The sequence below is a fragment of the Plantactinospora sp. GCM10030261 genome (assembly GCF_042666615.1).
Lineage (GTDB): Bacteria > Actinomycetota > Actinomycetes > Mycobacteriales > Micromonosporaceae > KBS50.
This window is the reverse complement of the sequence record NZ_JBHTDD010000009.1, coordinates 64,051-88,367: the sequence shown is the minus strand read 5'-3', so window position 1 is coordinate 88,367 and position 24,317 is coordinate 64,051. Positions and strand designations below refer to the sequence as shown.

The window sequence follows — 24,317 nt, the reverse complement described above, 5'->3', positions numbered from 1 at the left end:
GTCGACACGACACAGCCCCGCACGACCACGCGCCAAGGCTCCGCTACAGCGACGGGGACGGATCGGCCGGCGTCTCGGCTGGGGCGGCTCGTTGCCGTGGCGCGTCACTCCCGGCGTACCTGCCCGAGCCGCCACCGCCGCTCGACGCGGCCACCGCGCCGGTGGTCGGCGGGGCCACCGCGCCGGTGGTCGGCGGGGCCACCGCCAGGGCGACCGCGGCCGCCTCGTCGAGGCCCAGCCGCGCGCCCTCGGCGTACGCGCTTTCGAAGGTCCCGCCGTCCAGCACGTCCCGGACCGCGGCCTGCTCGGCGTCCCAGTAGGCGCTGTAGATCCCCGGCGCCGCCCGCATCGCGGAACGGGTGGCCTGCACCGCACCGAACAGCCGCGCGGCCAGGACCGGCTCCCCGCCCCAGGCGCAGCGCACCGCCACCGCGGCCAGCGTGTCGCAGGCGTGCCCGCGGAAGCCGTGGCTCATCCGCGAACGCAACGCCACCGATAGGTGGTGATGCGCGGTCGGCAGGTCACCACGAGCCAACGCCACCATCCCCAGGGCCATGTCGACCGAGCGTCGGCCCCGCTCCGCGGGTCGGGTCGACTCCACCGTCCGGGACGCCGCGAGCAGTTCCGCCGCCTCGTCCAACGCGCCACGCCGCCAGAGCAGCTCGGCCAGCCGAAAGACGGCGAACAACGCGTCACCGGCGACGCCGTTGTCGTCCGCCCAGCCGATCACCTCGCGGCAGACCCGTTCCGCCTCGCTGAACTGCGCCATGTCGATGAGCGGAGCGGCCCGGCCGGCGAGCACCCGGGCCAGCAGACCGGCGTCGCCCGCCCGCCGGGCGGCGGCCTCGGCCCGCTGCGAGAACCGCAGCTCCTCGGCCAACTCACCGTCCGCGCCGGCGTGCAGCGAATGCATGTGGTACGCGGCGGCCAGTTCCGCCTCCGGGATCCGCTCCCCCGTCTCGGCGATCCGGCCGTACAGGCGGAACAGCCACAGCCGCCCCTCGCGGGCCAGCCCGCGCTCCCGCCACCACTGGTCCAGCCCACCGGCCAGTTGCAGGCCACTACGCGCGCTGCCACCGGTCGCCGTCCAGCGCAACGCCGCGCGCAACTCGTCGGCGAGCGGGTCCAGCACGTACAGCGACAGGGTGACAGGTTCACCCTCCGGTCCGAGTGTGGCCCGCCGCAGCGCGTGCAGCGACCAGGCCACGTGCCGGTCCCGCGCGCCCTGTTCCTCGCCCGCGTCGGCGAGCCGGCGGGCGGCGTATGCCCGGATGGGGTCGAGCATCCGGTACGTGCTTCCGGAGGCGTGCGGTTCGGCCTGCAGCATCGACTTGTCCACCAGAACCGACAACGGGTCGAGCGGATCCTCGTCGTCCAGCAGCCACTCCACGGTGGCCAGGTCCACCGGCCCGCTGAACACGGCGAGCCAGCGCAGCAGTCGCGCCGCCCGCGGCCCGAGCGTGCGATACGACCAGGTGACCGTCGCCTGCATGGTGACGTGCCGCTGGACGGCTGTCCGTTGCGCGGCCCGTACCCCCGGCTGCGGCGCCGCCCCGAGCGCCGCGGCGGCCAGATCCACCGTGTCGTGCTGGTTCGCCACCCATTTCCGGCCATTCACCGGAAGGCGTACGGCATCCTCCCGGCCCGCGTCGAGAGCGCCGAGCACGTCGTCGAGCCGCTCGGCCAGTTGCCCACCGGACAGCACCCGGAGCCGGGCGGCGGCCAACTCGATGGCCAGCGGCAGACCGTCCAACCGGGTGGCCACCCGCTCCAGGTCGGCGGTCTCGGCCGTGCCGGCGGGCCGTCCACCCCGGGCGGCCGCCGTGCGTTCCAGCAACAGCGCGAGCGCGTCGCTCGGTCCACCGCCCGGCGCCGGCTCCCCGGACAGCGGCGGGATCCGCCACACCACCTCGCCCGGCAGCCCGAGCGACTCCCGGCTGGTCGCCAGCACCCGGACCCCACCGCCCCCGGTCAGCAGCCGGGCGATCACCTCCGCGGTCGCCGCCGGTTGGGCGTCGCAGGTGTCCAGGATGAACAACATCCGCCGGGACGCCGCCCACTCGACAAGCGTCTCGGCCATCGGCCGGCCTGGCTCCGGGCGGAGACCGAGCACCGCCGCCACCGCGAACGCCACCAGACCCGGGTCGGTGACGGTGGCGACGTCGACGAACCAGACTCCGTCGGGATGCGACTCCACCAGGCCGGCCGCCACCTCGACGGCCAACCGGGTCTTGCCCGACCCGCCGGCGCCGACCACCGTGACCAGGCGGTGCACGTCCACCAACCGGTGCAGCTCGGCCCGCTCGGTGCCCCGGCCGACGAACGTCGTCACCTGGGTGGGCAGGTTGTGCGGGATGTCGTCGGCGGTCCGCGGTCGTGGGAACTGCCGCTCCAACCCCGGCGCGACGAGCTGGAACAACCGCTCCCGGTCGTCGAACCCGCGCAGCCGGTGCAGACCCAGGTCGAGCAGCGATACGCCGGGCGGTAACGGTACGGCGTGCCGGGCGGTCGCCCCCGAACAGAGCACCTGGCCACCGTGCGCCGCGGCAGCGATCCGGGCGGCCCGGTGCACCTCGGTGCTGGCGTACTCGCCGGCCATCGGTTCGGCGTGCCCGGTGTGCAGCCCCATGCGGACCCGCGGCACCGACTCCGGGGTGGGCCATTCGTGATTGGCGAGCGAGCGCTGGGCCGCCAGGCAGGCTTCGAGCGCGGCCGCCGCGTCGGAGAACGCGACGAAGAACGAGTCGCCCTCGGTGAACAACTCGATCCCGCCACTGGCCGCCAGCGTGGCGCGCAGCAGCCGGCGATGCTCGCTGAGCACCGGCCGGTAGCCGGGACCGAGCATCTGGGCCAGCCGGGTCGATCCCTCGATGTCGGTGAAGAGGAAGGTCACCAGGCCGCTGGGCAGGTGATTCCGTGCCGACATACGCCAACCTCCGCCCCCTGGAAGTCGGATACATGCTGCCGCACGTCGACTACCCGGCGCATCGTAGGAACGGATGGCGATCGGCGTACCAAGGTGCCAACCGGTGATCATCGGAAGATCACGGCGGACCGGGCCAACCGCAACCGATCAGGAGAGAAACGACACCTTAGGAGAACACGGGCCCCCGGCGTTCAGCAACCACACGCACCACCGCAGCAGCCGCCACCACTCGACGAGGTCATCGGGGCGGAGCCGCCGGCCGGACCCACCCGGCCCGTCACGGCCACCGTGGACAAGAGCTTCACCGTGTCATCGTGACCCTGCGGGCAGGCGGCCGGGGACGACGCCGACGACATGGGACGGGTGACTTCGAAGGTGTCGCCACAGGCACGACACCGGAACTCGTAACGGGGCATGCGGCAAGCGTACGGCCGCACCTGACGGTCGCGGGAGAATGGGGAATACTCGACACGTGGTCGATGGCGAAAACACTCCGGGTACCCGACGGTTACGGCCAGCGATCCCCGAACAGCGGCCCCCGGCAGAGCCCGAGGAGCCCACGGCGGAGTCGGACGAGGTCGCGGCCGAGCCGGCACCGCCAACTGCCGAGGCACAGCCGCCGGCCAGCGAGGCGGCGACGCCGGCTGCCGACGCCGAGACGCCGGCCAACGCGGCGGAGGCGCAGACGCCCGCCGCCGAGGCCGGGATGCCGGCCACCGAGACCACTCCTCGACGTGGCCGACGACGCCGGGTCCGGTTCGCCCGGGCGGCCCGGCGCGTCCCGCCACCGCGCCAACTCGCCGTGACCTCGGTCCGGGCCGTACGGGACTGGGCCGGCCGGCCAAGCGGTCGCGTCGGCGTACCCGCCCTGCTGCTGCTCGCCCTGGTCGCCGCCACCGGAGCGGCCGGAGTCCTCATCGTGCCGGCCACCGCCCGATCTCCCCGGCCGGCGGCGGTCGCCTCGCCGAACCAGTCGGCTCCGCCGTCCGCACCCGCCCTGTCAGCCCCGGCGACGGCGGGGCCGATACCCACCGCCAGCGTCGGCGCGGCGCCGACCGGCACCACGCCACCACCCGGCGCCGGTGCTGGCGGCCGACCGGCCGACGCGCTCGCCGACTGGGCCCGGCAGACCAATGCCCGCACCGGTGTCCCGCCGGTGGCGATGCAGGCGTACGGATACGCGGAGCTGGTCGTCGGACGGACCACGCCGGGATGCAGCCTGACCTGGCCGACGCTGGCCGCCATCGGCAAGGTGGAATCCGACCACGGGGCGGTCAACCAGTCGTTGTTGCAGCCCGACGGCACGGTGCAGCCGCCGATCATCGGCCTGCCGCTGGACGGTAAGGGTGACCGGCAGCGGATCGCCGACACGGACCTCGGTGAACTCGACGGTGATCGTCAGTTCGACCGGGCCGTCGGTCCGATGCAGTTCATCCCGTCCACCTGGCGTACCAGCGGGGTCGACGCGGACAACGACGGGCGCAAGGACCCGCAGGACATCGACGACGCCGCCCTCGCGGCGGCCAACTACCTGTGCGCCAACGGCCGCAACCTCAGCATTCCGGAGGACTGGTGGCGGGCCGTGCTGTCGTACAACGATGTGCAACCGTACGCGCAGGCCGTCTACGAGACCGCCAACCGGTACGGGTCGCAGAGTCGCACGTAGCGTAATGGCCCCCGCACATTGACGGACCGGACACTTCCCACCGGGGGACGATGACGGCAAGCTGTACGGGTGATGGTGCGCGAGTGGGACCCACGAACCGCGTCAGCCGCCGAGGTCGAGTCGCTACTGGAAACGCTCAACGCGGTCCTCTCGGCCGATCTCCCCGATGATCCACCGTGGCAGGACGGCGCTTTACGGGAGTACCTCTCCGAGGTCATGCCGGGTGAGCGGCGGATCTCCTGGATCGCCCAGGAGGAGCCCGCGGCCGACGGCACACCAGGTCGGATCGTCGGCCACGTCAACGTGCTTCTTCTCGGCGACATCGGGGTTCTCGACCTGCTGGTCCACCCGGACGCGCGGCGCACCGGTCTGGGCCGCCGGTTGCTCGCCACCACGGCGCACCGGGCCTACCAGGAGGGGTTCAGCGCGATCGGTGTCGAGGTGGTCGGCGGGACGCCGGCGGTCGGCTTCTACCGGTCCCTCGGCTTCACCAGGGAGTACGTCGAGACCCGCAGCGTGCTGCGGCTGGCCCAGGTCGACTGGGCGGCGGTTGCCGACATGGCCGACGAGATCAGTCCCGGATACCAGATCGAGTTCTGCCCCGACGGTCCACCCGAGCATGTCATCGACGCGTACGCCCGGGCCAAGTCCGAGGCACGCGACGCCGACAGCGGCGACGGCGACCTTGATCTGCGCCCCAGCTCGTACGATCCGCAGCGGCTCCGGGACAGTGTGGACTGCCTGCACCGACGCGGCATGAAGCCGTACATCGTGCTGGCCCGGCATGTCGACAGCGGCGAGGTGGCCGCGTTGACCGAGGTGGTGGTGCCTGCCCAGCACCCGGCGCGGGCCGATCAGTACGACACGATCGTCCGGCGCGCGCACCGCGGACGCGGCCTGGATCGGACCATCAAGGCCCGGATGTTGCTGGAGCTGCGCTCAGCCGAGCCGAAGCTGGCCGAGGTGCAGACCTGGAACGCCGATGCCAACGAGGCGATGCGTCGGGTCAACGCCGAGTTGGGCTTCCAACCGGACCGGAAGTGGTGCGAGTACGGAGCGGACGTGGCCGAGCTGGTGCATCGGCTGGACAAGGCCGGCTGACGACCCAATCAGTCCTCGTCCCACTCGTCAACGTGGTCGACCTCGAACTGATCTTCAACCTCGTCCGGCAGGTTCCCCCACGGGTAGTAGGAACGCATATCCGCCGGCGGTGGAACGCCTCGGTTCTGCTTGACCCGGACCTCCCAGACGCTGCGGCGGCGCTGCGCCTCCCGCAGGACAGGTGAAGGCCGGCAGAAGGTCTCCGGCGGACGCTGTAGCCCGTAGATGTCCCCCCACCACTCGCCGGGTCGCGGGTCAAGGATCGTGTCGAGGTGGGACGGATACCGTCGGCCCGCTCCATCTCGAGTCTCCTCGTCCCAGTCGCGCATGGGCGCGATGACATGGCCGTCCTCGTCCACGACGGCAAGATGCAGTCCGGCCGCGCCGAGGATGCGTTGCAGGACGTCCAGGCTGGGGGTCATCGCACCGGTCTCGACCCGCGCGATCGTGGACGGTGCGACCTTGGCGAACCGCGCCATCTCCCGCTGGCCCATGCCCGCGATGCGCCGGGCACGACGGACCAGTCCGGGGGCTGGATAGCGCCCGATCATGGGCTCGGGAGGTGGTGGATCGAGCGCGGAAGGCATACCTCGGACGCTGCCATCCCGCGCCCTGCCCGGCAATGCCTCGTTCGCCGCCTGTGGACAACCCGTGGACGGAGCGTCGACGGGCAGCCCGACCACCCTCGCCGGCCGGCCGGCGGCGACCGGCACGGACGCGGTCGCGGCGGTGTCCCGACCGCGTCGCGAGGGCGGCGGTGTCCCGACCGCGTCGCGAGGGCGCGGTCCACGCCGCCGACATCTCCTCGCACAGCCTTTGCGCTGCTGTAGCGGACGCAACACCGGTTGTCCGATTATCGGACGTTGGGTGTTGCGTGGGCTACAGCAGCGCAAAGGGCTTTCGGCACAGGCCTGGTTCGACACCTGCGGGAGCGGATCCGACCACGCCCGCGAACGGCGGGCGGGACCGGCCCCACGGGACGGCAGGTCCCGTACCAGGCGTACGCGTACCACCGGCGGGACGCCGGACGCCATGCGGGCTGCGTCAGTAGCGCTGACGCAACAGGTGGGCCGCCTCCACCGCCCAGTAGGTCAGGATGATCTGTGCGCCGGCCCGCCGGATCGACGTGAGCGTCTCCAGGATGACCTGGTCCCGGTCCACCCAACCCTGGGCCGCCGCCGCCTCGACCATCGAGTACTCACCGGAGATCTGGTAGGCCGCGACCGGCACGTCCACCGCCGCGCGCACGGCGGAGATCACGTCCAGGTACGGCAGCGCGGGCTTGACCATCACCAGGTCCGCGCCCTCGACGAGGTCCAGTTCCACCTCGCGGAGCGCCTCGCGGAGGTTGGCCGGGTCCTGCTGGTACGTGCGCCGGTCGCCCTGCAACGTCGACTCGACCGCCTCCCGGAACGGACCGTAGAAGCCAGAGGCGTACTTCACCGCGTACGCGAAGATCGAGACGTCGGTGTAGCCGGCGGCGTCCAGGGCCCGGCGGGTCACTCCCACCTGGCCGTCCATCATCCCGGAGGCACCGAGCATGTGCGCCCCGGCGGCTGCCTGGGCGACCGCCATCTCGGCGTACGCGTCCAGCGTGGCGTCGTTGTCCACCGAGCCGTCGGCGGCGAGCACGCCACAGTGTCCGTGCGAGGTGAACTCGTCGAGGCACAGGTCGCTCATCACCACGGTCGAGTCGCCCACCTCGGCGATCACGTCCCGGATGGCCACGTTAAGGATGCCGTTGGGGTCAGTGCCGCCCGAGCCGGTCTCGTCCTTGGTCGCCGGCACCCCGAACAGCATGATGCCGCCGATCCCGGCCTGGACCGCCTCCGCGGCCGCCTTGCGCAGCGACTCCCGGGAGTGCTGCACCACACCCGGCATCGACGCGAGCGGCCGGGGCTCGGTGAGCCCCTCCTTGACGAACATCGGCAGCACCAGTTCGGCTGGCGCCACCCGGGTTTCCGCGACCAGGTTGCGCAGCGCGGGAGTGCGCCGCAGGCGACGGGGCCGGATCTCGGGGTACGGCATGAGGGGAACCTTTCGTGACTACCGGAACCGGAGCGCGGTGGGACCCTGCACCTTCGAGCCGCGGCGCTGCTTCGCCGGCATCGCCGCGAGCTTCTCCCGCAGTTCCACCGCGTACGAGGCGAGCGCCTCGACCAGGTCGGGCACCGAGGCCTTGGCCGGCTCCACGTCCACCCGCAGACCGAACTCGGTGGCCGTCTCCGCCGTCTTGGGCCCGATAACCGCAACCACGGTGCGGGCGTGCGGCTTCCCCGCGATGCCGACCAGGTTGCGAACCGTCGAGGAGGAGGTGAACAGCACGGCGTCGAAGCCACCCGACTTGATCGCGTCGCGGATCTCGGCCGGCGGCGGCGCCGCCCGCACCGTCCGGTACGCGGTCACGTCGTCGACCTCCCAACCGCGCTCGGTGAGCCCGGCGGCAAGCGTCTCGGTGGCGATGTCGGCCCTGGGCAGCAGCACCCGGCCCACCGGGTCGAGCACCTCGTCATGCGGAGAGAACTCGGCCAGCAGCCCCTCGGACGACTGCTCGCCGCTGGGCACCAGCTCCGGCTGGATGCCGAAGGCCCGCACCGCGTCGGCGGTGGCATCCCCGATGCAGGCGATCTTGACGCCACCGAAGTGCCTGGCGTCCAGCCCATGCTCGGCGAACTTCTCCCAGACCGCACGAACCGCGTTGACCGAGGTGAAGATCACCCAGGCGTACCGGCCGTCCACCAGGCCCTTGATCGCCCGTTCCATCTGGGCCGGGGTCCGCGGCGGCTCGACCGCGATGGTGGGCACCTCGCACGGGATGGCGCCGTATCCACGCAGCCGGGCGCTCATCACCCCGGCCTGCTCCTTGGTCCGCGGCACCAGCACCTTCCACCCGTACAACGGGCGGTTCTCCCACCAGCTCAGCTTGTCCCGCTGCGGCACGGCGGCACCGAGGGTGAGCACCACCCGGCCGGTGAACCCGAGCGCCGCGGCGACGAAGCTGTCCACGGTCGACGTGGTGGTGTACTGCGTCTCACCGGTGCCGTCCCCGGTCACCGCGACCGGCGTGCCGCCGTCCATCCCGGCGGCCAGCAGGCCGTCCCGGACGGCGGCGAGTTCGCCGGCGTCCACCGCCAGGGCCAGCGAGCCCCGGCCCACAGCCGCCGTCAGGGCGTCGAAGTCGAGAGTGGTGACGTCGTCGATGTCGGCCGCGGTCCGGACCCCCGGCAGCGGGACGCCGGCGTAGCTGGCCACACCCTCGGCCTGCCCGATGCCCGGCACCACCTCGAAGGGCACCGCGGTGCGGGCGATCGCCTGCACCTCCTTGACCACGGCCTCGTGCCCGAACGGGTCACCCGCCACCAGATGCACGGCCGCCTGGCCGGACCGGGCCGCCGACAGCAGCACCTTGGCGACATCGCCGGGCGCTCCCTCCGCGGGAGTGAACTGCGCGTCCGCCTTGGCCTCGGCCCGGAGCGAGTCGAGCAGCGACTCTGGCACACCCCGGTCGAAGATCACCTGATCGGCCTCGACCAGGGCGTCGTGCGCCCGGCGGGTCAGCAGGCCCGGGTCGCCGGGACCGGCCCCGACGAACGCGACGTAGCCTGCGGGCTTACGGGTGCGGGTCATTCTGTGCTCCCAAACTGCTGGGTCCCCGCGCCGGGTCGGTCGACCGGGCCGAGGATCGTGTCGGCGCCGAGGTCGAGGAGTTCGGCGGCGAGTGCCTTTCCGATCTCCGCGGCGTCGGCGGGCGTACCGGTACGGGACAGCCGGATGTCTCGGGAGCCATCCGGGCTGAGCACCGCACCGCGCAGGTAGATCTCATCTCCGTCCTCGCCTTCGGCGGTTGAGCCGGCTGGCTCGCCTTCGGCGATGACGGCATAGGCGGCGACCGGGGCACTGCACCCGGCCTCCAGGGTTGCCAGGAACGCCCGCTCCGCGGTCACCGCGGAGCGGGTCGGCGCGTGGTCGAGCGTCCCAAGCAGCTCGACCAACTCCTGGTCATCGATCCGACACTCCACCGCCAACGCACCCTGGGCGGGCGCCGGCAACATGAGCATCGGATCGAGGGTCTCGGTGATCTCCGCGGTCCGGCCCAGCCGGGCCAGACCGGCCCGGGCCAGCACCACCGCGTCGAGGTCGGCCTCCGGGCCGCGTACCCGGCGCAGCCGGGTATCCACGTTGCCCCGGATCGGCACCGCCGTCAACTGCAGCCCCAGCGCGTTCACCTGTGCGATCCGGCGAAGCGCACCGGTTCCCACGGTGGCGCCCGGGGGCAGTTCGGCCAGCACCCGGCCGTCCCTGGTCACCAGGGCGTCCCGGGGGTCCTCGCGCTGCGGCACCGCCGCCACGCAGAGCCCGGGATGCCCGGCGGTGGGCAGATCCTTGTACGAGTGGACCGCGAAGTCGATCTCCCGGGCCAGCAGCGCGTCACGCAACGCCGAGACGAACACGCCGACGCCGAGCCGATGCACCGGGAGGGCGGAACGGTCGCCGGTGGTGACCACCTCGACCAGCTCGACCTGCCGTCCGGCGGCGGCCCTCAGCGCGTCGGCGACGTGCCCGGACTGCGCCATGGCCAGCGCGCTGCCCCGGGTGCCGAGGCGGAGCGGGGTCATCGGGCACCTCCCTCGAAGAACGTCGTCCCGGCCGCGATGTCGGGCACCGCCTGGGCCGTGGCCGTCTGCGGTACGTCCAGGTCGAACAGCTCGCGCAGCAGTGCGGCGTACTGATCACCGCCAGGCTCCGCGGCGAGCTGGCGCACCCGGACGGTCGGTGAGTGCAGCAGCCGCTGCACCACCCGGTGCACGGTACGGGCCACCTCGCCGCGCTGCTCATCGGTCAACTCGGGACGACGGTTGGCCAGCCGGCGCAGTTCGGCGGTCACCACCTCGTCGGCGCGACCGCGCAGGGCGGCCACGGTGGGCGCCACGTCGGCACCCCGCAGCCAGGTGAGGAAGGCCTCGACCTCGGTCGCCACGATCCGGTTCACCGCCGCCGTGTCGGCGGCGGCCGGCCCCTCCGGCAGGTCCTCGGCGAGCCGGTCGATGTCGATGACGAACACACCGGGCAACTCGGCGACGTCCGCCTCGACGTCCCGGGGCACCGCCAGGTCGAGCAGGACGAGCGGACCCGACCGCCGGTGGGCACGCTCGGCCAGCACGCCGGCGACCAACTCACGGGTGAGCACGGGAGTGGTGGACGCCGTGGCGGCCACCACCACGTCCACCTCGGACAGGGTCGCGGACAGGTCGTCGATCGGGGCCGGGCTGGCGCCGTACGTCTCGGCGAGCCGGACCGCCCGCTCGGCACTGCGGTTGGTCACCGACAGCGGGCCGACGCCGCCCCGGGACAGCGTGGCGACCGCCAGAGCGCCCATCGCGCCCGCGCCGACGACCAGGGCCGGTCGGCCGGCGAGTCCGCCGAGGTGGGTGGCGGCGAGATCCAGCGCCGCGGTCACCACACTCTGTCCGGCCCGGTCGATGTCGGTCTCGGCGTGGGCCCGCTTGCCGACCCGCAGCGCCTGCTGCATGAGTTCGTGCAGCAGCCGGCCGGGTGCCTCGGTTTCGGTCGCCGCGTGGTACGCGTCCCGCAGTTGGCCGAGGATCTGCGCCTCACCGACGACCATCGAGTCCAGTCCGGCCGCGACCCGGAAGACGTGGTCGACCGCCGCGCCGTCGTAGTGCACGTAGAGGTGGTTGGCGAGGTCGGCCGGAGGGTAGCCGGCGTGCGTGGCCAGCACCCCGCAGATGTCACCGAGCCCGCCGTGGAAGGCGGAGACGGCGGCGTACACCTCGACGCGGTTGCAGGTGGAGACGATCACGGCCTCACCGACGTACGGCTGGGCCAGCAGCCGGGCGACGAGCCGACGGTGATCTGTGGGCGCCACCGCGAGTCGCTCCAGCGTGGCGACCGGAGTGGTGCGGTAGGACGCGCCGACGACAAGCAGGTTCACGTGCCGACCGCCTCCTGGGTGCCGGTGCCCGCGAGCCCGCCGGGCAGCGCCGTGAGACCGGTGCCGGCGGTCGTGCCGGGGAGGCCGGTCAACGACGCCTTCCGGTGCTCGTGGAAGGACAGAATCTGCAGCTCGATGGCGAGATCGACCTTGCGAACGTCGACCCCGTCGGGCACCACGAGCACGCACGGGGCGAAGTTCAGGATGCTTGTCACCCCAGCGGCCACGAGCAGATCCGCGACGCGCTGCGCCGCCGCGGCCGGGGTTGCGATCACGCCGATGGCGATCCGCTCCTCGGCCGCATACCGCGGAAGGTCGTCGATGTGCCGGACAACCAGTCCGTTGATCTGCTCCCCGACGCGGGCGGTGTCGGCGTCGAACAGGGCGGCGATCCGGAACCCACGGCTGCCGAACCCGGCGTAGCCGGCCAGGGCGTGACCAAGATTACCGATACCGACCAGGGCCACCGCCCGGCGCTGCGTGAGCCCGAGCACGAACTCGATCTGCTCGACGAGGCGGTCGATGTCGTAACCCACACCACGGGTGCCGTACGAGCCCAGATGCGAAAGATCCTTCCGGAGCTTGGCCGAGTTGACCCCGGCCGCCCGGGCGAGCCCCTCGCTGGACACGGTGTCGTGACCCGTCTCGGCGAGGTGATGCAGCGCACGAAGATATTCGGGCAGCCGTGCGACGGTCGCCTCAGGGAGGTCCGGAAGCACGGGAACTGCCCCGGCCCGGCCGGACACGCCTGTGGGACGCTGCTGACTCATGTGACTCCGTGCGATGCGGTCCTCGACCAGCCGGAGAGGCGGGCCGCTGCGGGGCGCCCGCCGGAAGCCGCTACGGCCGGCTGTGCTAGCGGGGCTCGTCGGAATTACAGAGTAGGCGCTTGTGAAGGTGCGCACAAATCGCGATCTTGAAAGCTCGCGCACCGCGCCTACCAAAGCACTCCACTCCGAAGATCAGCTTCTCCGCCACACCGGGCCGCTCGGCGATTATTGCCCAATTCCGACTTCTCTCGCCAATTGCCGGAGTGCGACCGGGGTCACCCCGCCCTCCCCGGCCGATCCCCACCTCCCGCGGCGGACATCCGGTGCACTCGTTCGGTGGGATTTCGGTGGGGACAGCCCTACCGTAAAGAGGCTGGCCGACGGGATGGGGGGCCATCGCCGCGATGTCTAACGTCAACGACATGACCACCGCCTCCGTCAGCATCCCGCGGGTCCCCCGGGCGCCGGCCCGCACACCGGCCCACCAACTCGCGGTCGACTCCGCGTACCTGTTCGTCGGGCTGCCGCTCGCCGCGGCCGGCTTCGTCATCCTGGTGGCCGGGTTCGCCCTGGGCACCGGGCTGGCGGTCACCGTCATCGGGCTGCCGATCATCGCTGGCACCCTGTACGTCGCCCGCGGCCTCGCCGATCTCGAACGCCGCCGGATGGCGCCGGTACTCCGTCGGCCCCGAATCCGCCCCCGATATCGGGAGGCCGCGTCGGGAGCGGGTGCCTGGCGACGGATCATCACCCCGATCGCCGACGTCCAGTCCTGGCTCGACCTGGCTTACGGGATCTTCGGTTTCGTGGTGGCGATCGCCACGGGCGTTGTCGCCCTGGCCTGGTGGGTCGCGGCCCTCGTCGGGTCGCTCTACTGGGCATACGACTGGGCGATTCCGTACTCCTCGGACCCGAACGAGGTCACGCTCGGGGAACTGCTCGGACTCGGCGACTCGACCGCGTCCCGGATCGGCCTGAACACCGCCCTCGGACTGTTCTTCCTGATCACCCTGCCGCTGGTGGTCCGGGGATGTGCCCTGCTGCGGGCCAGCTTCGGCCGCGCGCTGCTCACCGGGATGGCGGAGATCCGGGACCAGATCAGCGTGCTGGAGGAGCAGAAGCGGGCCGCCGCCTCCGCCGAGGCGACCGCCCTGCGCCGGTTGGAACGAGACATCCACGACGGCCCCCAGCAGCGGCTGGTCCGGCTGGCCATGGACCTGAGCCGGGCCCGGCAGCAGCTCGCCGTCGACCCGGACGCCGCCCGCGCCACCCTCGACGAGGCCGTCACGCAAACCCGCGACACGCTGGCCGAGCTGCGCGCCCTGTCCCGAGGCATCGCGCCCCCCATCCTGGTCGACCGGGGTCTGCCCAGCGCGCTGGCCGCGCTCGCCGGGCGAGGCGTCATCCCGATCGACCTGACCGTGGACGAGACCCTTGGCAGACCAGGCGGCCGCCTCGACCCGAACGTGGAGAGCACCGCCTATTTCGTGGTGGCCGAATCACTGACAAACGTCGCGAAGCACAGCCGGGCCACCGAGTGCGGGTTGACCGTGAGCCGGATCGGTGACCGGCTCGTGATCGAGGTCACCGACAACGGCGAGGGCGGTGCCCACCTGTCCAAGGGACACGGCCTGGCTGGGATCGCCGATCGGGTCACCGCGGCCGGGGGGCGGTTCGACGTGCACAGCCCCGCGGGCGGGCCGACCACCGTACGGGCCGACCTGCCCGCCCGGGCCGTCTGACCGAGGCCGTCCCGCCGGGGCGACCGACGCCACCGGCTTCTCCACCGGCCGACGGCCGTCGACCGGCCGCCGCTACCGGACCGCCGCTACCGGGTCACCACCGGGACCGGGCATGCTAGACACCGTGTCCATGCGCATAGTGATCGCCGATGACGCCATCCTGCTCCGGGAAGGGCTGGTCCGGCTGCTGACGGAGCAGGGGCACCAGGTGGTGGCGGCGGTCGGGGACGGGCCGGCTCTGGTGGCGGCGGTGGTCGAACACCGTCCGGATGTGTCGATCGTGGACGTCCGGATGCCGCCGTCGCACACCGACGAAGGACTTCGGGCGGCCGTGGAGGCGCGGCGCCTAGTCCCCCGTACCCCGATCCTGGTGCTGTCCCAGTACGTCGAGGTGTCGTACGCCGATGATCTGCTGGCCACCGTGCGGCCGACCGGCGGAGTCGCCGGCGGCGGGGTCGGTTACCTGCTGAAGGACCGGGTCGCGGCGATCGACGAGTTCCTGGACGCGCTGGACCGGGTAGCCAGCGGCGGCACGGTGCTGGATCCGGAGGTCGTCGGCCAACTGCTGGTGCGGCGGCGCCGGGACGACCCCCTGCGCGAGTTGACCCCGCGCGAGCGAGAGGTGCTGGGGTTGATGGCCGAGGGCCGGTCGAACACCGCGATCGCCCGGACGCTGGTTGTCAGCGACGGTGCGGTGGAGAAGCATGTCCGCAACATATTCACGAAGCTCCAGTTGCCGCCGGACGAGGAACAGCACCGGCGGGTGCTCGCCGTCCTCGCCTATCTGCGCGGCTGACCGGCCCGGTCAACGCATCGTGCGGGCCATCTCGACAGCCTCGGTCAGCGAGTCGGCGACCGGTCGGCCGTCGTATCGCAGCCGCTCGGCGTCGGTGAAGCCGCCGGTGTAGAGCACGCACCGGGCGCCCACCGACTCGGCCGCGTCGGCATCGTCGATGGAATCCCCGATCAGCACGACGGCGTCCCCGCCGACGCCAAGCTCCGCCAGATGACGTGCCAGATGCGCGGCCTTGCGGTCACCACCAACCGCCGAGCGCAACCCGTCCACCCGGCGGAACATGCCGTGCAACCCGTATGTCCGCACGGCTGGCAGCAACTCGTCGTGAAACCACATGGAGAGCAGCGACTGCGACCCGGGCCAGGACCTGATCGCCGTGGTGGCGTCCGCGGCCAGCTCGCAGTTCGTCAGCCCCGCCCGGTACGCGTCGTGGAAAAGCTTGTCGAGCCGGCCGAACTCCTCGGCGTCGACCGCCCGACCGAGCACCTCCGCGTAGTAGTCCGCCACCGGACGCCGGAACAGCCGACGGTGTTGGTCGGCGGAGACCGCCCGACCGCCCACGCTCGCGAACGCGGAGTTCGTCGACTCCACCACCAGGTGGAAGTCGTTGAGCAGGGTGCCGTTCCAGTCCCACACCAGGTGGGTGCGCGCGGGTGCCATGGCAGCACGATACGTCACGTCAGGCGGCCGGCCCGCCGGCCCGGAGGTCGCGCAGAAGCCGGTCCTCCTCCACCCGCCAGTAGCCGTGCTCCCGCCCGTCGAGCAGGATGACCGGCAGCCGGTCGCCGTAGTCCCGTTCCAATTCCAGGTCCTCGGCCACGTCGAGTTCGGTCCACCGGTGGCCGGTGGCCTCCGCCACCCGGGTGAGCGCCGCCCGGGCGACCTCGCACAGGTGACACCCGGCCCGGGTGATGAGGGTCAACCGCGGCTCAGCGGACATCCGGCACCTCCGTGGGTCGGCCCGCCGCGCGTGGCGCCGGGACCGATCGCAACAGCGTCTTCCGGACCTTACCGATCGCCGAGTGCGGCAGGTCAGCCACGAACTCCACGACGGTCGGGCACTTGAACCGGGCGAGCTGCCGTTCGCAGTACCGGATCAGGTCCTCCGCGGTGACGTCCGCGCCGGTCGCTCGCACCACGTAGGCCTTGACGGTCTGCCCGGTGTACGGGTGGGGCGCGGCCACCACGGCCGACTCGGCCACCGCGGCGTGTCCGCCGAGCACCAGTTCCACCTCCCGCGGATAGACGTTGAAGCCGTTGACCAGGATCAGCTCACCGAGCCGGTCGACCAGGAAGAGGTCGCCGTCGGCATCCGCGTACGCGATGTCCCCGGTAGCCCACCAGCCGTCGGCGTCCGGGCCGTCCCGGCCGGCCGGCCAGTACCCGGAGAACAGGTTCTCACCGCGGACCACGATCTGTCCGGGGTCGGTCCCGGACGACTCCGGGTCCAACTCCCACCCGTCGTCGTCCGGCTCGTCGGCCGCCGCGCCGCTGGCCCACACCACGTCACCGTCGGCGGACACCAGCCGCAGCTCCACGCCGGGAATGGGCCGACCGATCGAGGACTCCTTCGCGACGGGGCTGACCAGGGTCGAGGTGAGCACCGGCGCGGCCTCGGTCAACCCGTACCCGACGAAGACCGGATGCCGGGTGACCTCGGTGAACCGGGCCGAGGTGGCGGTGTCCAGCGGTGCGGCGCCACAGGCCGTGAGCCGCACGGAGGCCATCGCCTCGCCGAGTTCGGGCAGCAACGACCAGGCGAGGAACATCGACGGCACGCCGACCACGGTGGTTACCTGATGCCGCGCGATGGCCGAAAGGGTCTCGCCGGGGTCGAACCGGTCGATCAACACGGCACACGCGCCGTGATAGGCGACCGCGCCGAGACCGGCACCCAGCCCGTACGCGTGGAACAACGGGAGCGCCAGCAGCACGACGTCGTCCGGGCCGAGCACCGCAGGCGTGATCCCGGCGAGTTGCTCGTGGTTGGCCAGCAGCGCGCGGTGCGTCAACATCGCACCCTTGGGACGGCCTTCGGTCCCGGCCGTGTACAGCAGCACGGCCAGGTCCGCGCGGTCCGCCGGACGTCTCCCGGTCGGGTCCGCCGCGGCTGGTTCCGGAACCGCCGGGCGGTCCGCCACAGGCGGCAACCCGACGTGTACGGCGGTGAGCGCGGGTGCCCCGGTACGTATCTCGTCGACGTGTTCCCGCACCGCCTCGGTGCAGATCAGGGTGGTGGCCCCCGAATCGACAAGCACGTGTCGTAGCTCCGGCGCGGTGCAGCCCGGGTTGATCGGGACAGCCACCAGACCGGCGCGCAGTGTCGCGAAGAAGGCGACGGCGAAGTCCGGCGTGTTGGGCAGCGCGATGGCGACCCGGGTGGCCGGAGTCGCCGCCGGCGTGGCCGCCCGCAGTACGGCCGCGACCCGATCCACGGCATCGTCCAGTTGGGACCAGGTCAGTGTCCGGTCGTGCCAGATCAGTGCGGGATCGTCCGGACGGTCGGTGGCTGCGTGCCGCACCCGGTCGGCCAGGGTGACCCCCCGCCGGGCGGCGGAATCGGCTGCTTCCTGCACGATCGCTGAGTCTGGCACAGCCCGCCCCGCATCGCGACGCAAGGAAGTTTCACGGTCGATCGCAATTTGCACGCGGCGCGCCGGCTGCTCTCGACTCACCCCGCGCCGACGGCGTACCGTCTATGGGACTCGATCGCCGGGCCGTAGCAGCGCGACCGCGGACCCGGAACTGGCATTTGTGTTGTGCGTGCGCCGAGGATCCGTCACGATCCGTCGGCGCTTTTGGCTGTCCAATGGCGGACAAACCTTCCAGCCTGACCACTGTCTGGCATCCGACAACGGACAGTTAGTGCGTCGCCGCCGTGCCGTTTCGGGAAATACTCTGGCTCTGTGTAACGGACTCACCACGCACGGGTGACGTCGGCCCTTATCATCACTCAGGTCGACTCGCCCCTTTTGCTGTGAGTCGACACCCCTCAGCCCGAGGAGGCCGCCGTGCCCGTAAGCGCATCGGACCAGCACCTCATGGGTGCGCGTCGCCGCCGCGACGCGCACCCCGACCTTGGCCTGGGCTTCGACGGCCTCACACCTTGCCGCATCACCGCCACCATCGGGACCCACGGGTCGGCCCTGTTCGGGCGCGACCGGGTTGGGGAGGGCCAGTGACTGCACACGTCTACTCCGACGGGCCGACCGGGCGTGACCAGCGCACGTCCCGCAACGACGGGCTCACGCAGCTACGCACGTCGGTCAACGACATGCTCAGCGCCGCGCTGCACGGCGGCCCGGTTCGTCGAGCCCGCAATCGAACACCCCAGAACGACACCTCCTCTCGGCACGGCCCGGCCAGCAACAAGCCGGCGGGCAACGGCCGGGTCTCCGCCCCCACCCGACCGGCCATGCCGGTCCAACCAGGACCGAACCGGCCCGTGACGGAGACCTCGAACGCCGAGACGGCGATTCTGCCGATCATCACGGAGGCTCCGCCCGCCGAGGTGCCCCGGCAATCGACCGGCTATCCGGACCGACCGGATCCCTCCGATCCGGCCACCGAGGTCTGGACCCTGGTCGAACGCGCCCAGGCGGGTGAAACCGAGGCGTTCGGTCTGCTCTATGACCGGTACGTCGACACCGTCTTCCGGTTCGTCTACTTCCGGGTGGGCAACCGTCAGTTGGCCGAGGATCTCACCTCGGACACCTTCCTGCGGGCGCTCAAGCGGATCGGAAGCTTCACCTGGCAGGGCCGGGACCTCGGTGCCTGGCTGGTCACCATCGCCCGCAACCTGGTCGCGGACCATTTCAAGTCAGGCCGCTACCGGCTGGAGGTAACCACCGGAGACGTGCTCGACGCGGACCGCGAGGACCGCGGACCGGAGGGCAGCCCGGAAGCCGCGGTGGTCGAGCACATCACGAACGTCGCGCTCCTGACCGCGGTCAAACAGCTCAACCCGGAGCAGCAGGAATGCATCGTGCTGCGCTTCCTGCAGGGATTCTCCGTCGCCGAGACCGCCCGGGCGATGGGCAAGAACGAAGGCGCGATCAAGGCCCTGCAGTACCGGGCCGTCCGCGCGCTGGCCCGCCTGCTACCCGACGGCTTCAAACCCTGACGGTCCGTCCGTCGGCATCCCAAACGATCACCCCGCCACCGCCACGTGGCTCCCGAGTACGACCGGGAGCCACGTGGCGTTCATCACCCTCGTTGCGCACATGTTGACTCGCCCGTAACCGGTTCGCTTCGCCGACCGTTTGTCCGGGTGCGACGGGGCGGTTGCCGACACTCCGCTCGCACCGGGCGAACCACGGTTCGCCCGTCGGCGACCGTCGATGGCAGCGACCGCCACAGCCTCCGTCGCACGGCCGGCAATCATGCCGACCTCGTGGCCGTGATCAGCGAAGGGAGGTGCCGGCGGTGGCTGACCCGATTACTGACCGCCGGCGCGCCGAGCGCTTTGCGCAGCTCCTCAACGAAGCCAACGGCAGCCGTCGTCACCGCGCCCGATCCCGGATCGATCTCGAACTCGCCGGACTGGTCGAGGTCACCGTGCAGCTCCGCACCGCTCATCCCACGGTGGAGACACCCTCCGCCTTCCGCGCCGACCTTCGAGCCAAGCTGTTGGAGACAGCGGAACGCGAGGGCATCGGCGCGACCGCCACCGGACCGGCGGGGGACGCCACACCGAACCGCGCCGCCCGGCGGATGGGCGTGGTGAGGGTAAGTCCCCGCTCCGCGCGTGCCCGCGCCGCCCTGCTCATCGGCATCGCGGCCGGGACGGTGGCCGTATCCGGCATCTCCGCCGCCAGCGGCAACGCCAACCCTGGTGATCCGCTCTACGGGATGAAGCGCTCCACCGAGCGGGCCCAACTGGCGCTCACCGGCTCGGAGCCGAGCCGCGGGCGCCTGTTCCTCGAGTTTGCCCGCACCCGGCTGGCCGAGGCCGAGGCGGTCCGCGCCGACGCCATCGGTTACGCCGCGGTGCTCGACGACATGGACGCCGACACCCGGCAGGGGGTTCGTCTGCTGACGATCTCCGCCATGCAGCGACGGGACCGCCCGACACTTGACGCCCTCGGCGTCTTCGCCACCGAGCAGCGCCGCCAGCTCGACGGCATCCTGACCAGCACTCCGTCACTCGATCCGGCACGCACGGAGGCCTCACTCGGCCTGCTCGACGAGGTCCAGCGCCGGGTCGACGCGCTTTCCGCCGGCCTGGCCTGTGGCGCCGAGCCGTCCCTGCGGACGGACACGCTCGGGCCCTTGCCGCGCGGCTGCACGGCCGAACGGAAGCCGGCCACCACGCACAGCCCAACTCCCGCACCACCGGCCGGTATCGAGCTGCCCGACCACGCCCAGCCGAAACTACCCGATCCTGCCGCCTCCGGCGTCGCCCGGGACGCCGCACCATCCACCGGGGAACGCGGGGCAACGCCGCAACCGGCGGCCCCACACACCCGCTGACGGGGGCACTCCGCTCCCAGCTCGGTGCGGGCGCCACGCTCTGCCGCGTGCCCGCACCTGGGAATCCGAGGAGCCGACAGGGTCACCAAACAGGTTTCTGTCGTCACATTCCGGACGCTTTCTGAGCCGGCCGGATACTCTCGCTGAGGGATCAGGACACGGGCGAGGGGAGCCGGGCGTGGAGCGCGATCGGAAGGTGACCGTAAGCACCGACAGCCACGGTCACACCACCGGTTGGGCGCCCGCGGAGCCGGAAACCGTCCCGGTCGGCCCACCCGACCGGTCGGCTGCGGCGTTTTTCGACGTGGACAACACCATGCTGCGGGGCGCGTCCATCTACTGGTTCGCCCGAGGGCTGGCCACCCGCCGTTACCTCACCACCGGCGATCTGGCGCGGTTCGCCTGGCAACAGCTCCGGTTCCGGCTGCTCGCCACCGAGCACTCCCCACACATGTCGAACGCTCGGGAGGCGGCCCTCACCTTCGTGGAGGGCTGGCCAGTCGACGAGATCGAGCAGCTCACCCAGGAGATCTTCGACGAGCTGATGGCCCCCCGGATCTGGGCCGGCACCCGCGCGTTGGCCCAGTCACACCTGGCCGCCGGCCAGCGAGTATGGCTGGTCAGCGCCGCGCCGGTCGAGATCGGCCGGGTGATCGCCACCCGGCTCGGCCTCACCGGGGCGATCGGCACGGTGGCAGAGATCCGGGGCGGCCGCTACACGGGACGGCTGGTCGGCGAGCTGATGCACGGTGTCGCCAAGGCGGACGCCGTCGCCCAGCTGGCCACCGCCGCCGGGCTCGACCTGGCGCGCTGCACGGCGTACAGCGACTCCGCCAACGACCTGCCGATGCTCTCGCTGGTCGGAAGCGCCGTAGCGGTCAACCCGGACCCAGGTCTGCTGCGGGCGGCACGCTCGAACGGATGGGACATCCAGGACTTCCGCACCGGGCGCAGGGCGGCCCGGATCGCCGTCCCGTCGACCGTGGCGGCTGGCGTGCTGGCCGGCGCGGCGACCGCAGGCTTCGCCCTGCACCGTCGCTGGTCGACCCGCTGATGTGAATAAAGGGCCCTTGTGAGGGACCCTTCCATCCACCGGGAGATCAGGGTGCGAACGGGTCCGGGCGGCGGCGCAGCAACTCCAGCACCGCCTGCTGGATGGTCTCCCGAACCTGGTCGGCCAGGTTGAATACGACAAGTGGGTCGTCCGCCTGGTCGGACAGGCCCTCCGTGGGGATCGGGGGGCAGAACTGGATCATCCACTTGCTGGGCAGCGGCACCATGCCGATCGGTCCGAGCCACGGAAACGTCGGCGTGACCGGGAAGTATGGCAGTTTCAGCAGCCGGGCCAGCGGCTTCACGTCGGCGAGCATCGGGTACGTCTCCTCGGCACCGACGATCGCCACCGGCACGATCGGCGTACCGGTGCGCAGTGCCGCGGAGACGAATCCGCCGCGGCCGAAGCGCTGCAACTTGTACCGCTCGGCATAGCGCTTGCCGATGCCCTTGAAGCCTTCCGGGAAGACTCCGACCAACTCGCCGCGGCCGAGCAGCCGCTCGGCGTCCACGTTGCAGGCCACCGTGCCGCCGGACTTGCGGGCAAGTTCGGAGACGACTGGCATGCGAAACACCAGATCGGCACCGAGCAGCCGGAGATGCCGCCGGGCCGGATGCTCGTCGTGCACCACCGCCGACAGCACCAGCGCGTCCAACGCGACCGTGCCCGAATGATTGCCCACGACCAGGCCGGCGCCCTCCGCCGGCAGGTTCTCCACCCCGAAGATCTCGGTCCGGAACCAGTCCCGGTAGAGCATCCGGAGCAGCGGGTGGAACACCTGGTCGGTCAGTTCCGGGTCGAACCCGAACTCATCCACCTCGTACTGGCCGGAGAGCCGGCGCCGGATGAAGGCCAGCGCGCTCGCGACCCGCCGGTCCCAGACGTCCCGCGGGGCGTCGGCCACGGCCGGGCCGACGGGCGGCGGCTCCGACCGCTCGGGACGGTGACCGTTGACTCGCTCGGCGTTCATCGGGTCCGCGGGTGCGGGCGGCACCAACCGAGATTCGGACCGGGTCGCCGGACCGTCGGTTCGTCGCTCGCCACGGGGGGTCGCTCGTCGCCGGGACGACCGGCCGTTGTCCGTCATGCCCGCTCCCGGCTCGCGTCCCGGACCTGCCGGATACCGCTCAGCACCGCCTGTTCCGCGGCCCGCAGCCGGGCACCGGTGAGCATCCCGTCATGCTGGGCCCGGACGAAGTCGTCGAAGGCCGCCGCCGTGGATCGCGGCGTGAAACCGTACTCGGTGGTGAGCCTGGTGGTGTCCACCACCCGGCCGTGCACGATGAGATCGACCTGGTCGAGCCCGTACCGGCCGAACCCGAGGGTCCTGGCGATGCCGGCCGCCCCGGACAGGCCGGGCTCCAGCACCGGTACGGCGATCCGGCCCGCCCGCCGGATGGCCTGGGAGAGGGTGAGCACTCCGGGGCCGGCGACGTTGTACGTGCCCTGGTGGTCCTCGACGACCGACCGGTGCAGCACCTCGAGGGCGTCGTCGATGTGCAGGAACTGCAGCCGAGGGTCGCGACCGAGCACCGTGGGGACGACCGGTTGGGCGAAGTAGCGGGTGAGGGTGGTGTCCGCCGCCGAGCCGATGAACGGCGCGAAGCGCAGCACTGTCGCGGTGACTTCGGGACGGCGTCGACGGAAGCCGCGAACGTACCCCTCGATGTCGAGGATGTCCCGGGCGAAACCTCCGCGCGGGACCTCGCGCGGCTCGGTGTCCTCGGTGAACACGGCCGGGTCCCGGAACGAGGCGCCGTAGGCGGCGCTCGACGAGCGAACCACGATTTTGCGAAGCCGCGGCGCACGCTGGCAGGCCGCCAGCAGGTGCATGGTGCCGATGACGTTCTGTTCCTTCATCGCCGCCCGGCCACCCTGTTGCTTCTCCGGGGCGGTGGCCAGGGCGAGGTGCACCACGGTGTCGGCGCCGAGGTCGGCGATCACGCCACCGACGGCACCCGCGTCGGCCCGGATCCGTTCCACGCCGTCCAGCAGGGGAGCCAACTCGGCCGCGGGGTCGTGCGGGTCGAGCCCGACGACCCGCTCGACGGCGGGGTCGGCCACCAGGCGGGCTGCCACGTGGGCGCCGAGGTAACGACTCACCCCGGTCACCACAACGACCCCCGGGCCACCAGGGGTGTGCCCGAGGGTCATGGCGCCCATCCCACCGGCCGGCGCGGGTCCGCCCCGCACTGCCGCGACCTCATTACGTCAAGCCTCCGAGAGTCGACGGTGATCGGCGCGCGCTGCGCTGGCCGGATCGGTGCCCGGCCAGCGGGTCACTTGCCGAGACGGCGACGCTGGACGCGGGTCTTGCGCAGCAGCTTGCGGTGCTTCTTCTTGGCCATGCGCTTGCGGCGCTTCTTGACCACCGAGCCCATACGACAGCCCTTCCAATGCAATGTGCGGATCGGGTCGGCGCCACCGTCGGGTGGACCGGCAACCGAGTTGGACCTGGGACCTGACCCGACTGGTGGGCGCGGCAGCGCACCGAAACGGGATCACGGTCGCGGTCCAGGGTAACCGGCGTCGGGGCACAGGGCCAACGCGGCCCCGGGCGACCGCCACCCGGGACCCTTCGACCCGCGAACGCACCGCTCGCCGGCTAGGCCGTCTCCTGGAACGCGCCGCGCAGATATTCGTGCACGACGTGCTCCGGAACCCGGAACGACCGCCCGACCCGCACCGCGGTCAGCTCGCCCGAGTGCACAAGCCGATAGACCGTCATCTTGGAAACCCGCATGAGCGCCGCCACCTCGGCGACGGTCAGGAACCTGACCTCCGACAGCCGACCGTCAGACTGTGGTGATCCCATCTGGCTCACCAACCCATCCCAT

General features: G+C 71.8%; 21 protein-coding genes and 1 pseudogene. 7 read left to right on the top strand and 15 right to left on the bottom strand.

Annotation, left to right across the window (positions count from 1 at the left end; all coding sequences use genetic code 11):
* Positions 1-43: 43 nt before the first annotated feature.
* Positions 44-2,926: an adenylate/guanylate cyclase domain-containing protein gene (locus tag ACFQUZ_RS13395; RefSeq protein ID WP_377441784.1), complete on the bottom strand. Its 2,883-nt coding sequence runs from the start codon at positions 2,924-2,926 to the stop codon at positions 44-46.
* A gap of 191 nt (positions 2,927-3,117) precedes the next feature.
* A complete protein-coding gene (locus ACFQUZ_RS13390; protein ID WP_377441782.1) occupies positions 3,118-3,342 on the bottom strand; it encodes a zinc ribbon domain-containing protein in 225 nt (74 codons plus the stop codon).
* Between the two features lie 38 nt (positions 3,343-3,380).
* On the opposite strand from ACFQUZ_RS13390, the gene ACFQUZ_RS13385 reads away from it, so the two are divergent.
* Positions 3,381-4,592 carry a lytic murein transglycosylase gene (locus ACFQUZ_RS13385; protein WP_377441780.1) on the top strand — a complete coding sequence of 404 codons (1,212 nt, stop codon included), beginning with the start codon at positions 3,381-3,383 and terminating at the stop codon, positions 4,590-4,592.
* Positions 4,593-4,664: 72 nt separating this feature from the next.
* Positions 4,665-5,693 carry a GNAT family N-acetyltransferase gene (locus tag ACFQUZ_RS13380; protein WP_377441778.1) on the top strand — a complete coding sequence of 343 codons (1,029 nt, stop codon included), beginning with the start codon at positions 4,665-4,667 and terminating at the stop codon, positions 5,691-5,693.
* A gap of 8 nt (positions 5,694-5,701) precedes the next feature.
* Here ACFQUZ_RS13380 and ACFQUZ_RS13375 read toward each other — a convergent pair whose 3' ends face one another.
* From ACFQUZ_RS13375 to ACFQUZ_RS13350, 6 genes are all read right to left on the bottom strand, one after another.
* On the bottom strand, positions 5,702-6,280 hold the full coding sequence (locus tag ACFQUZ_RS13375; protein WP_377441776.1) for a helix-turn-helix domain-containing protein: 579 nt from the start codon (positions 6,278-6,280) through the stop codon (positions 5,702-5,704).
* Positions 6,281-6,737: 457 nt separating this feature from the next.
* On the bottom strand, positions 6,738-7,721 hold the full coding sequence (gene hemB, locus ACFQUZ_RS13370) for a porphobilinogen synthase (protein ID WP_377441774.1): 984 nt from the start codon (positions 7,719-7,721) through the stop codon (positions 6,738-6,740).
* Between the two features lie 18 nt (positions 7,722-7,739).
* A complete protein-coding gene (locus ACFQUZ_RS13365) occupies positions 7,740-9,320 on the bottom strand; it encodes a uroporphyrinogen-III synthase (RefSeq protein ID WP_377441772.1) in 1,581 nt (526 codons plus the stop codon).
* Positions 9,317-10,309: a hydroxymethylbilane synthase gene (gene hemC / locus ACFQUZ_RS13360; protein WP_377441770.1), complete on the bottom strand. Its 993-nt coding sequence runs from the start codon at positions 10,307-10,309 to the stop codon at positions 9,317-9,319. The genes ACFQUZ_RS13365 and hemC overlap by 4 nt, the downstream gene beginning before the upstream one ends.
* On the bottom strand, positions 10,306-11,646 hold the full coding sequence (locus ACFQUZ_RS13355) for a glutamyl-tRNA reductase (protein WP_377441768.1): 1,341 nt from the start codon (positions 11,644-11,646) through the stop codon (positions 10,306-10,308). The genes hemC and ACFQUZ_RS13355 overlap by 4 nt, the downstream gene beginning before the upstream one ends.
* A complete protein-coding gene (locus tag ACFQUZ_RS13350) occupies positions 11,643-12,416 on the bottom strand; it encodes a redox-sensing transcriptional repressor Rex (RefSeq protein WP_377441766.1) in 774 nt (257 codons plus the stop codon). Before ACFQUZ_RS13350 ends, ACFQUZ_RS13355 begins: the two co-directional genes overlap by 4 nt.
* 422 nt (positions 12,417-12,838) lie before the next feature.
* Between ACFQUZ_RS13350 and ACFQUZ_RS13345 the strand changes: the two genes are divergently transcribed.
* Positions 12,839-14,158: a sensor histidine kinase gene (locus ACFQUZ_RS13345; RefSeq protein WP_377441764.1), complete on the top strand. Its 1,320-nt coding sequence runs from the start codon at positions 12,839-12,841 to the stop codon at positions 14,156-14,158.
* Between the two features lie 130 nt (positions 14,159-14,288).
* Entirely contained in the window at positions 14,289-14,954 is a 666-nt protein-coding gene (locus tag ACFQUZ_RS13340; protein ID WP_377442006.1) for a LuxR C-terminal-related transcriptional regulator, read from the top strand.
* A gap of 9 nt (positions 14,955-14,963) precedes the next feature.
* Here ACFQUZ_RS13340 and ACFQUZ_RS13335 read toward each other — a convergent pair whose 3' ends face one another.
* The 3 genes from ACFQUZ_RS13335 to ACFQUZ_RS13325 are packed head-to-tail and all read right to left on the bottom strand — an operon-like array spanning position 14,964 to position 17,530.
* Positions 14,964-15,614 (bottom strand): HAD family hydrolase, encoded by a 651-nt coding sequence (locus tag ACFQUZ_RS13335; protein WP_377441762.1) that lies wholly within the window; start codon positions 15,612-15,614, stop codon positions 14,964-14,966.
* Positions 15,615-15,633: 19 nt separating this feature from the next.
* Positions 15,634-15,894, bottom strand: a complete 261-nt coding sequence (locus ACFQUZ_RS13330; protein ID WP_377441760.1) for a glutaredoxin family protein — start codon at positions 15,892-15,894, stop codon at positions 15,634-15,636.
* Complete coding sequence (locus tag ACFQUZ_RS13325) at positions 15,884-17,530, bottom strand: AMP-binding protein (RefSeq protein ID WP_377441758.1); 1,647 nt, start codon at positions 17,528-17,530, stop codon at positions 15,884-15,886. The genes ACFQUZ_RS13330 and ACFQUZ_RS13325 overlap by 11 nt, the downstream gene beginning before the upstream one ends.
* Before the next feature lie 602 nt (positions 17,531-18,132).
* Here ACFQUZ_RS13325 and ACFQUZ_RS13320 point away from each other — a divergent pair.
* The 3 genes and pseudogenes from ACFQUZ_RS13320 to ACFQUZ_RS13310 all read left to right on the top strand — a co-directional run bounded on the left by ACFQUZ_RS13320 (position 18,133) and on the right by ACFQUZ_RS13310 (position 21,480).
* Positions 18,133-19,077 carry an ECF subfamily RNA polymerase sigma factor, BldN family gene (locus tag ACFQUZ_RS13320; RefSeq protein ID WP_377441756.1) on the top strand — a complete coding sequence of 315 codons (945 nt, stop codon included), beginning with the start codon at positions 18,133-18,135 and terminating at the stop codon, positions 19,075-19,077.
* 293 nt (positions 19,078-19,370) lie between these two features.
* A pseudogene (locus ACFQUZ_RS13315) lies at positions 19,371-20,252 on the top strand (DUF5667 domain-containing protein); the annotation flags it as partial.
* 295 nt (positions 20,253-20,547) lie between these two features.
* The gene (locus tag ACFQUZ_RS13310) at positions 20,548-21,480 is read left to right on the top strand and encodes an HAD family hydrolase (RefSeq protein ID WP_377442004.1); all 933 of its coding nucleotides are present in this window, start codon (positions 20,548-20,550) and stop codon (positions 21,478-21,480) included.
* Between the two features lie 46 nt (positions 21,481-21,526).
* Here the strand turns inward: ACFQUZ_RS13310 and ACFQUZ_RS13305 are convergent, their stop codons facing one another.
* From ACFQUZ_RS13305 to ACFQUZ_RS13290, 4 genes are all read right to left on the bottom strand, one after another.
* Complete coding sequence (locus ACFQUZ_RS13305) at positions 21,527-22,450, bottom strand: lysophospholipid acyltransferase family protein (RefSeq protein ID WP_377441754.1); 924 nt, start codon at positions 22,448-22,450, stop codon at positions 21,527-21,529.
* 113 nt (positions 22,451-22,563) lie between these two features.
* Complete coding sequence (locus ACFQUZ_RS13300) at positions 22,564-23,643, bottom strand: NAD-dependent epimerase/dehydratase family protein (protein ID WP_377442002.1); 1,080 nt, start codon at positions 23,641-23,643, stop codon at positions 22,564-22,566.
* 116 nt (positions 23,644-23,759) lie between these two features.
* Positions 23,760-23,861 (bottom strand): 30S ribosomal protein bS22, encoded by a 102-nt coding sequence (locus ACFQUZ_RS13295; RefSeq protein WP_007465623.1) that lies wholly within the window; start codon positions 23,859-23,861, stop codon positions 23,760-23,762.
* Positions 23,862-24,085: 224 nt separating this feature from the next.
* Positions 24,086-24,295 (bottom strand): helix-turn-helix domain-containing protein, encoded by a 210-nt coding sequence (locus ACFQUZ_RS13290; RefSeq protein WP_377441752.1) that lies wholly within the window; start codon positions 24,293-24,295, stop codon positions 24,086-24,088.
* Positions 24,296-24,317 lie beyond the last annotated feature (22 nt).

Coding starts and splice junctions, on each gene's coding strand:
- ACFQUZ_RS13395 (WP_377441784.1), bottom strand. CDS start 2,926: ATGTCGGCACGGAATCACCTGCCCAGCGGCCTGGTGACCTTCCTCTTC.
- ACFQUZ_RS13390 (WP_377441782.1), bottom strand. CDS start 3,342: ATGCCCCGTTACGAGTTCCGGTGTCGTGCCTGTGGCGACACCTTCGAA.
- ACFQUZ_RS13385 (WP_377441780.1), top strand. CDS start 3,381: ATGGGGAATACTCGACACGTGGTCGATGGCGAAAACACTCCGGGTACC.
- ACFQUZ_RS13380 (WP_377441778.1), top strand. CDS start 4,665: ATGGTGCGCGAGTGGGACCCACGAACCGCGTCAGCCGCCGAGGTCGAG.
- ACFQUZ_RS13375 (WP_377441776.1), bottom strand. CDS start 6,280: ATGCCTTCCGCGCTCGATCCACCACCTCCCGAGCCCATGATCGGGCGC.
- hemB (WP_377441774.1), bottom strand. CDS start 7,721: ATGCCGTACCCCGAGATCCGGCCCCGTCGCCTGCGGCGCACTCCCGCG.
- ACFQUZ_RS13365 (WP_377441772.1), bottom strand. CDS start 9,320: ATGACCCGCACCCGTAAGCCCGCAGGCTACGTCGCGTTCGTCGGGGCC.
- hemC (WP_377441770.1), bottom strand. CDS start 10,309: ATGACCCCGCTCCGCCTCGGCACCCGGGGCAGCGCGCTGGCCATGGCG.
- ACFQUZ_RS13350 (WP_377441766.1), bottom strand. CDS start 12,416: ATGAGTCAGCAGCGTCCCACAGGCGTGTCCGGCCGGGCCGGGGCAGTT.
- ACFQUZ_RS13345 (WP_377441764.1), top strand. CDS start 12,839: ATGACCACCGCCTCCGTCAGCATCCCGCGGGTCCCCCGGGCGCCGGCC.
- ACFQUZ_RS13340 (WP_377442006.1), top strand. CDS start 14,289: ATGCGCATAGTGATCGCCGATGACGCCATCCTGCTCCGGGAAGGGCTG.
- ACFQUZ_RS13335 (WP_377441762.1), bottom strand. CDS start 15,614: ATGGCACCCGCGCGCACCCACCTGGTGTGGGACTGGAACGGCACCCTG.
- ACFQUZ_RS13330 (WP_377441760.1), bottom strand. CDS start 15,894: ATGTCCGCTGAGCCGCGGTTGACCCTCATCACCCGGGCCGGGTGTCAC.
- ACFQUZ_RS13305 (WP_377441754.1), bottom strand. CDS start 22,450: ATGAACGCCGAGCGAGTCAACGGTCACCGTCCCGAGCGGTCGGAGCCG.
- ACFQUZ_RS13300 (WP_377442002.1), bottom strand. CDS start 23,643: ATGGGCGCCATGACCCTCGGGCACACCCCTGGTGGCCCGGGGGTCGTT.
- ACFQUZ_RS13295 (WP_007465623.1), bottom strand. CDS start 23,861: ATGGGCTCGGTGGTCAAGAAGCGCCGCAAGCGCATGGCCAAGAAGAAG.
- ACFQUZ_RS13290 (WP_377441752.1), bottom strand. CDS start 24,295: ATGGGATCACCACAGTCTGACGGTCGGCTGTCGGAGGTCAGGTTCCTG.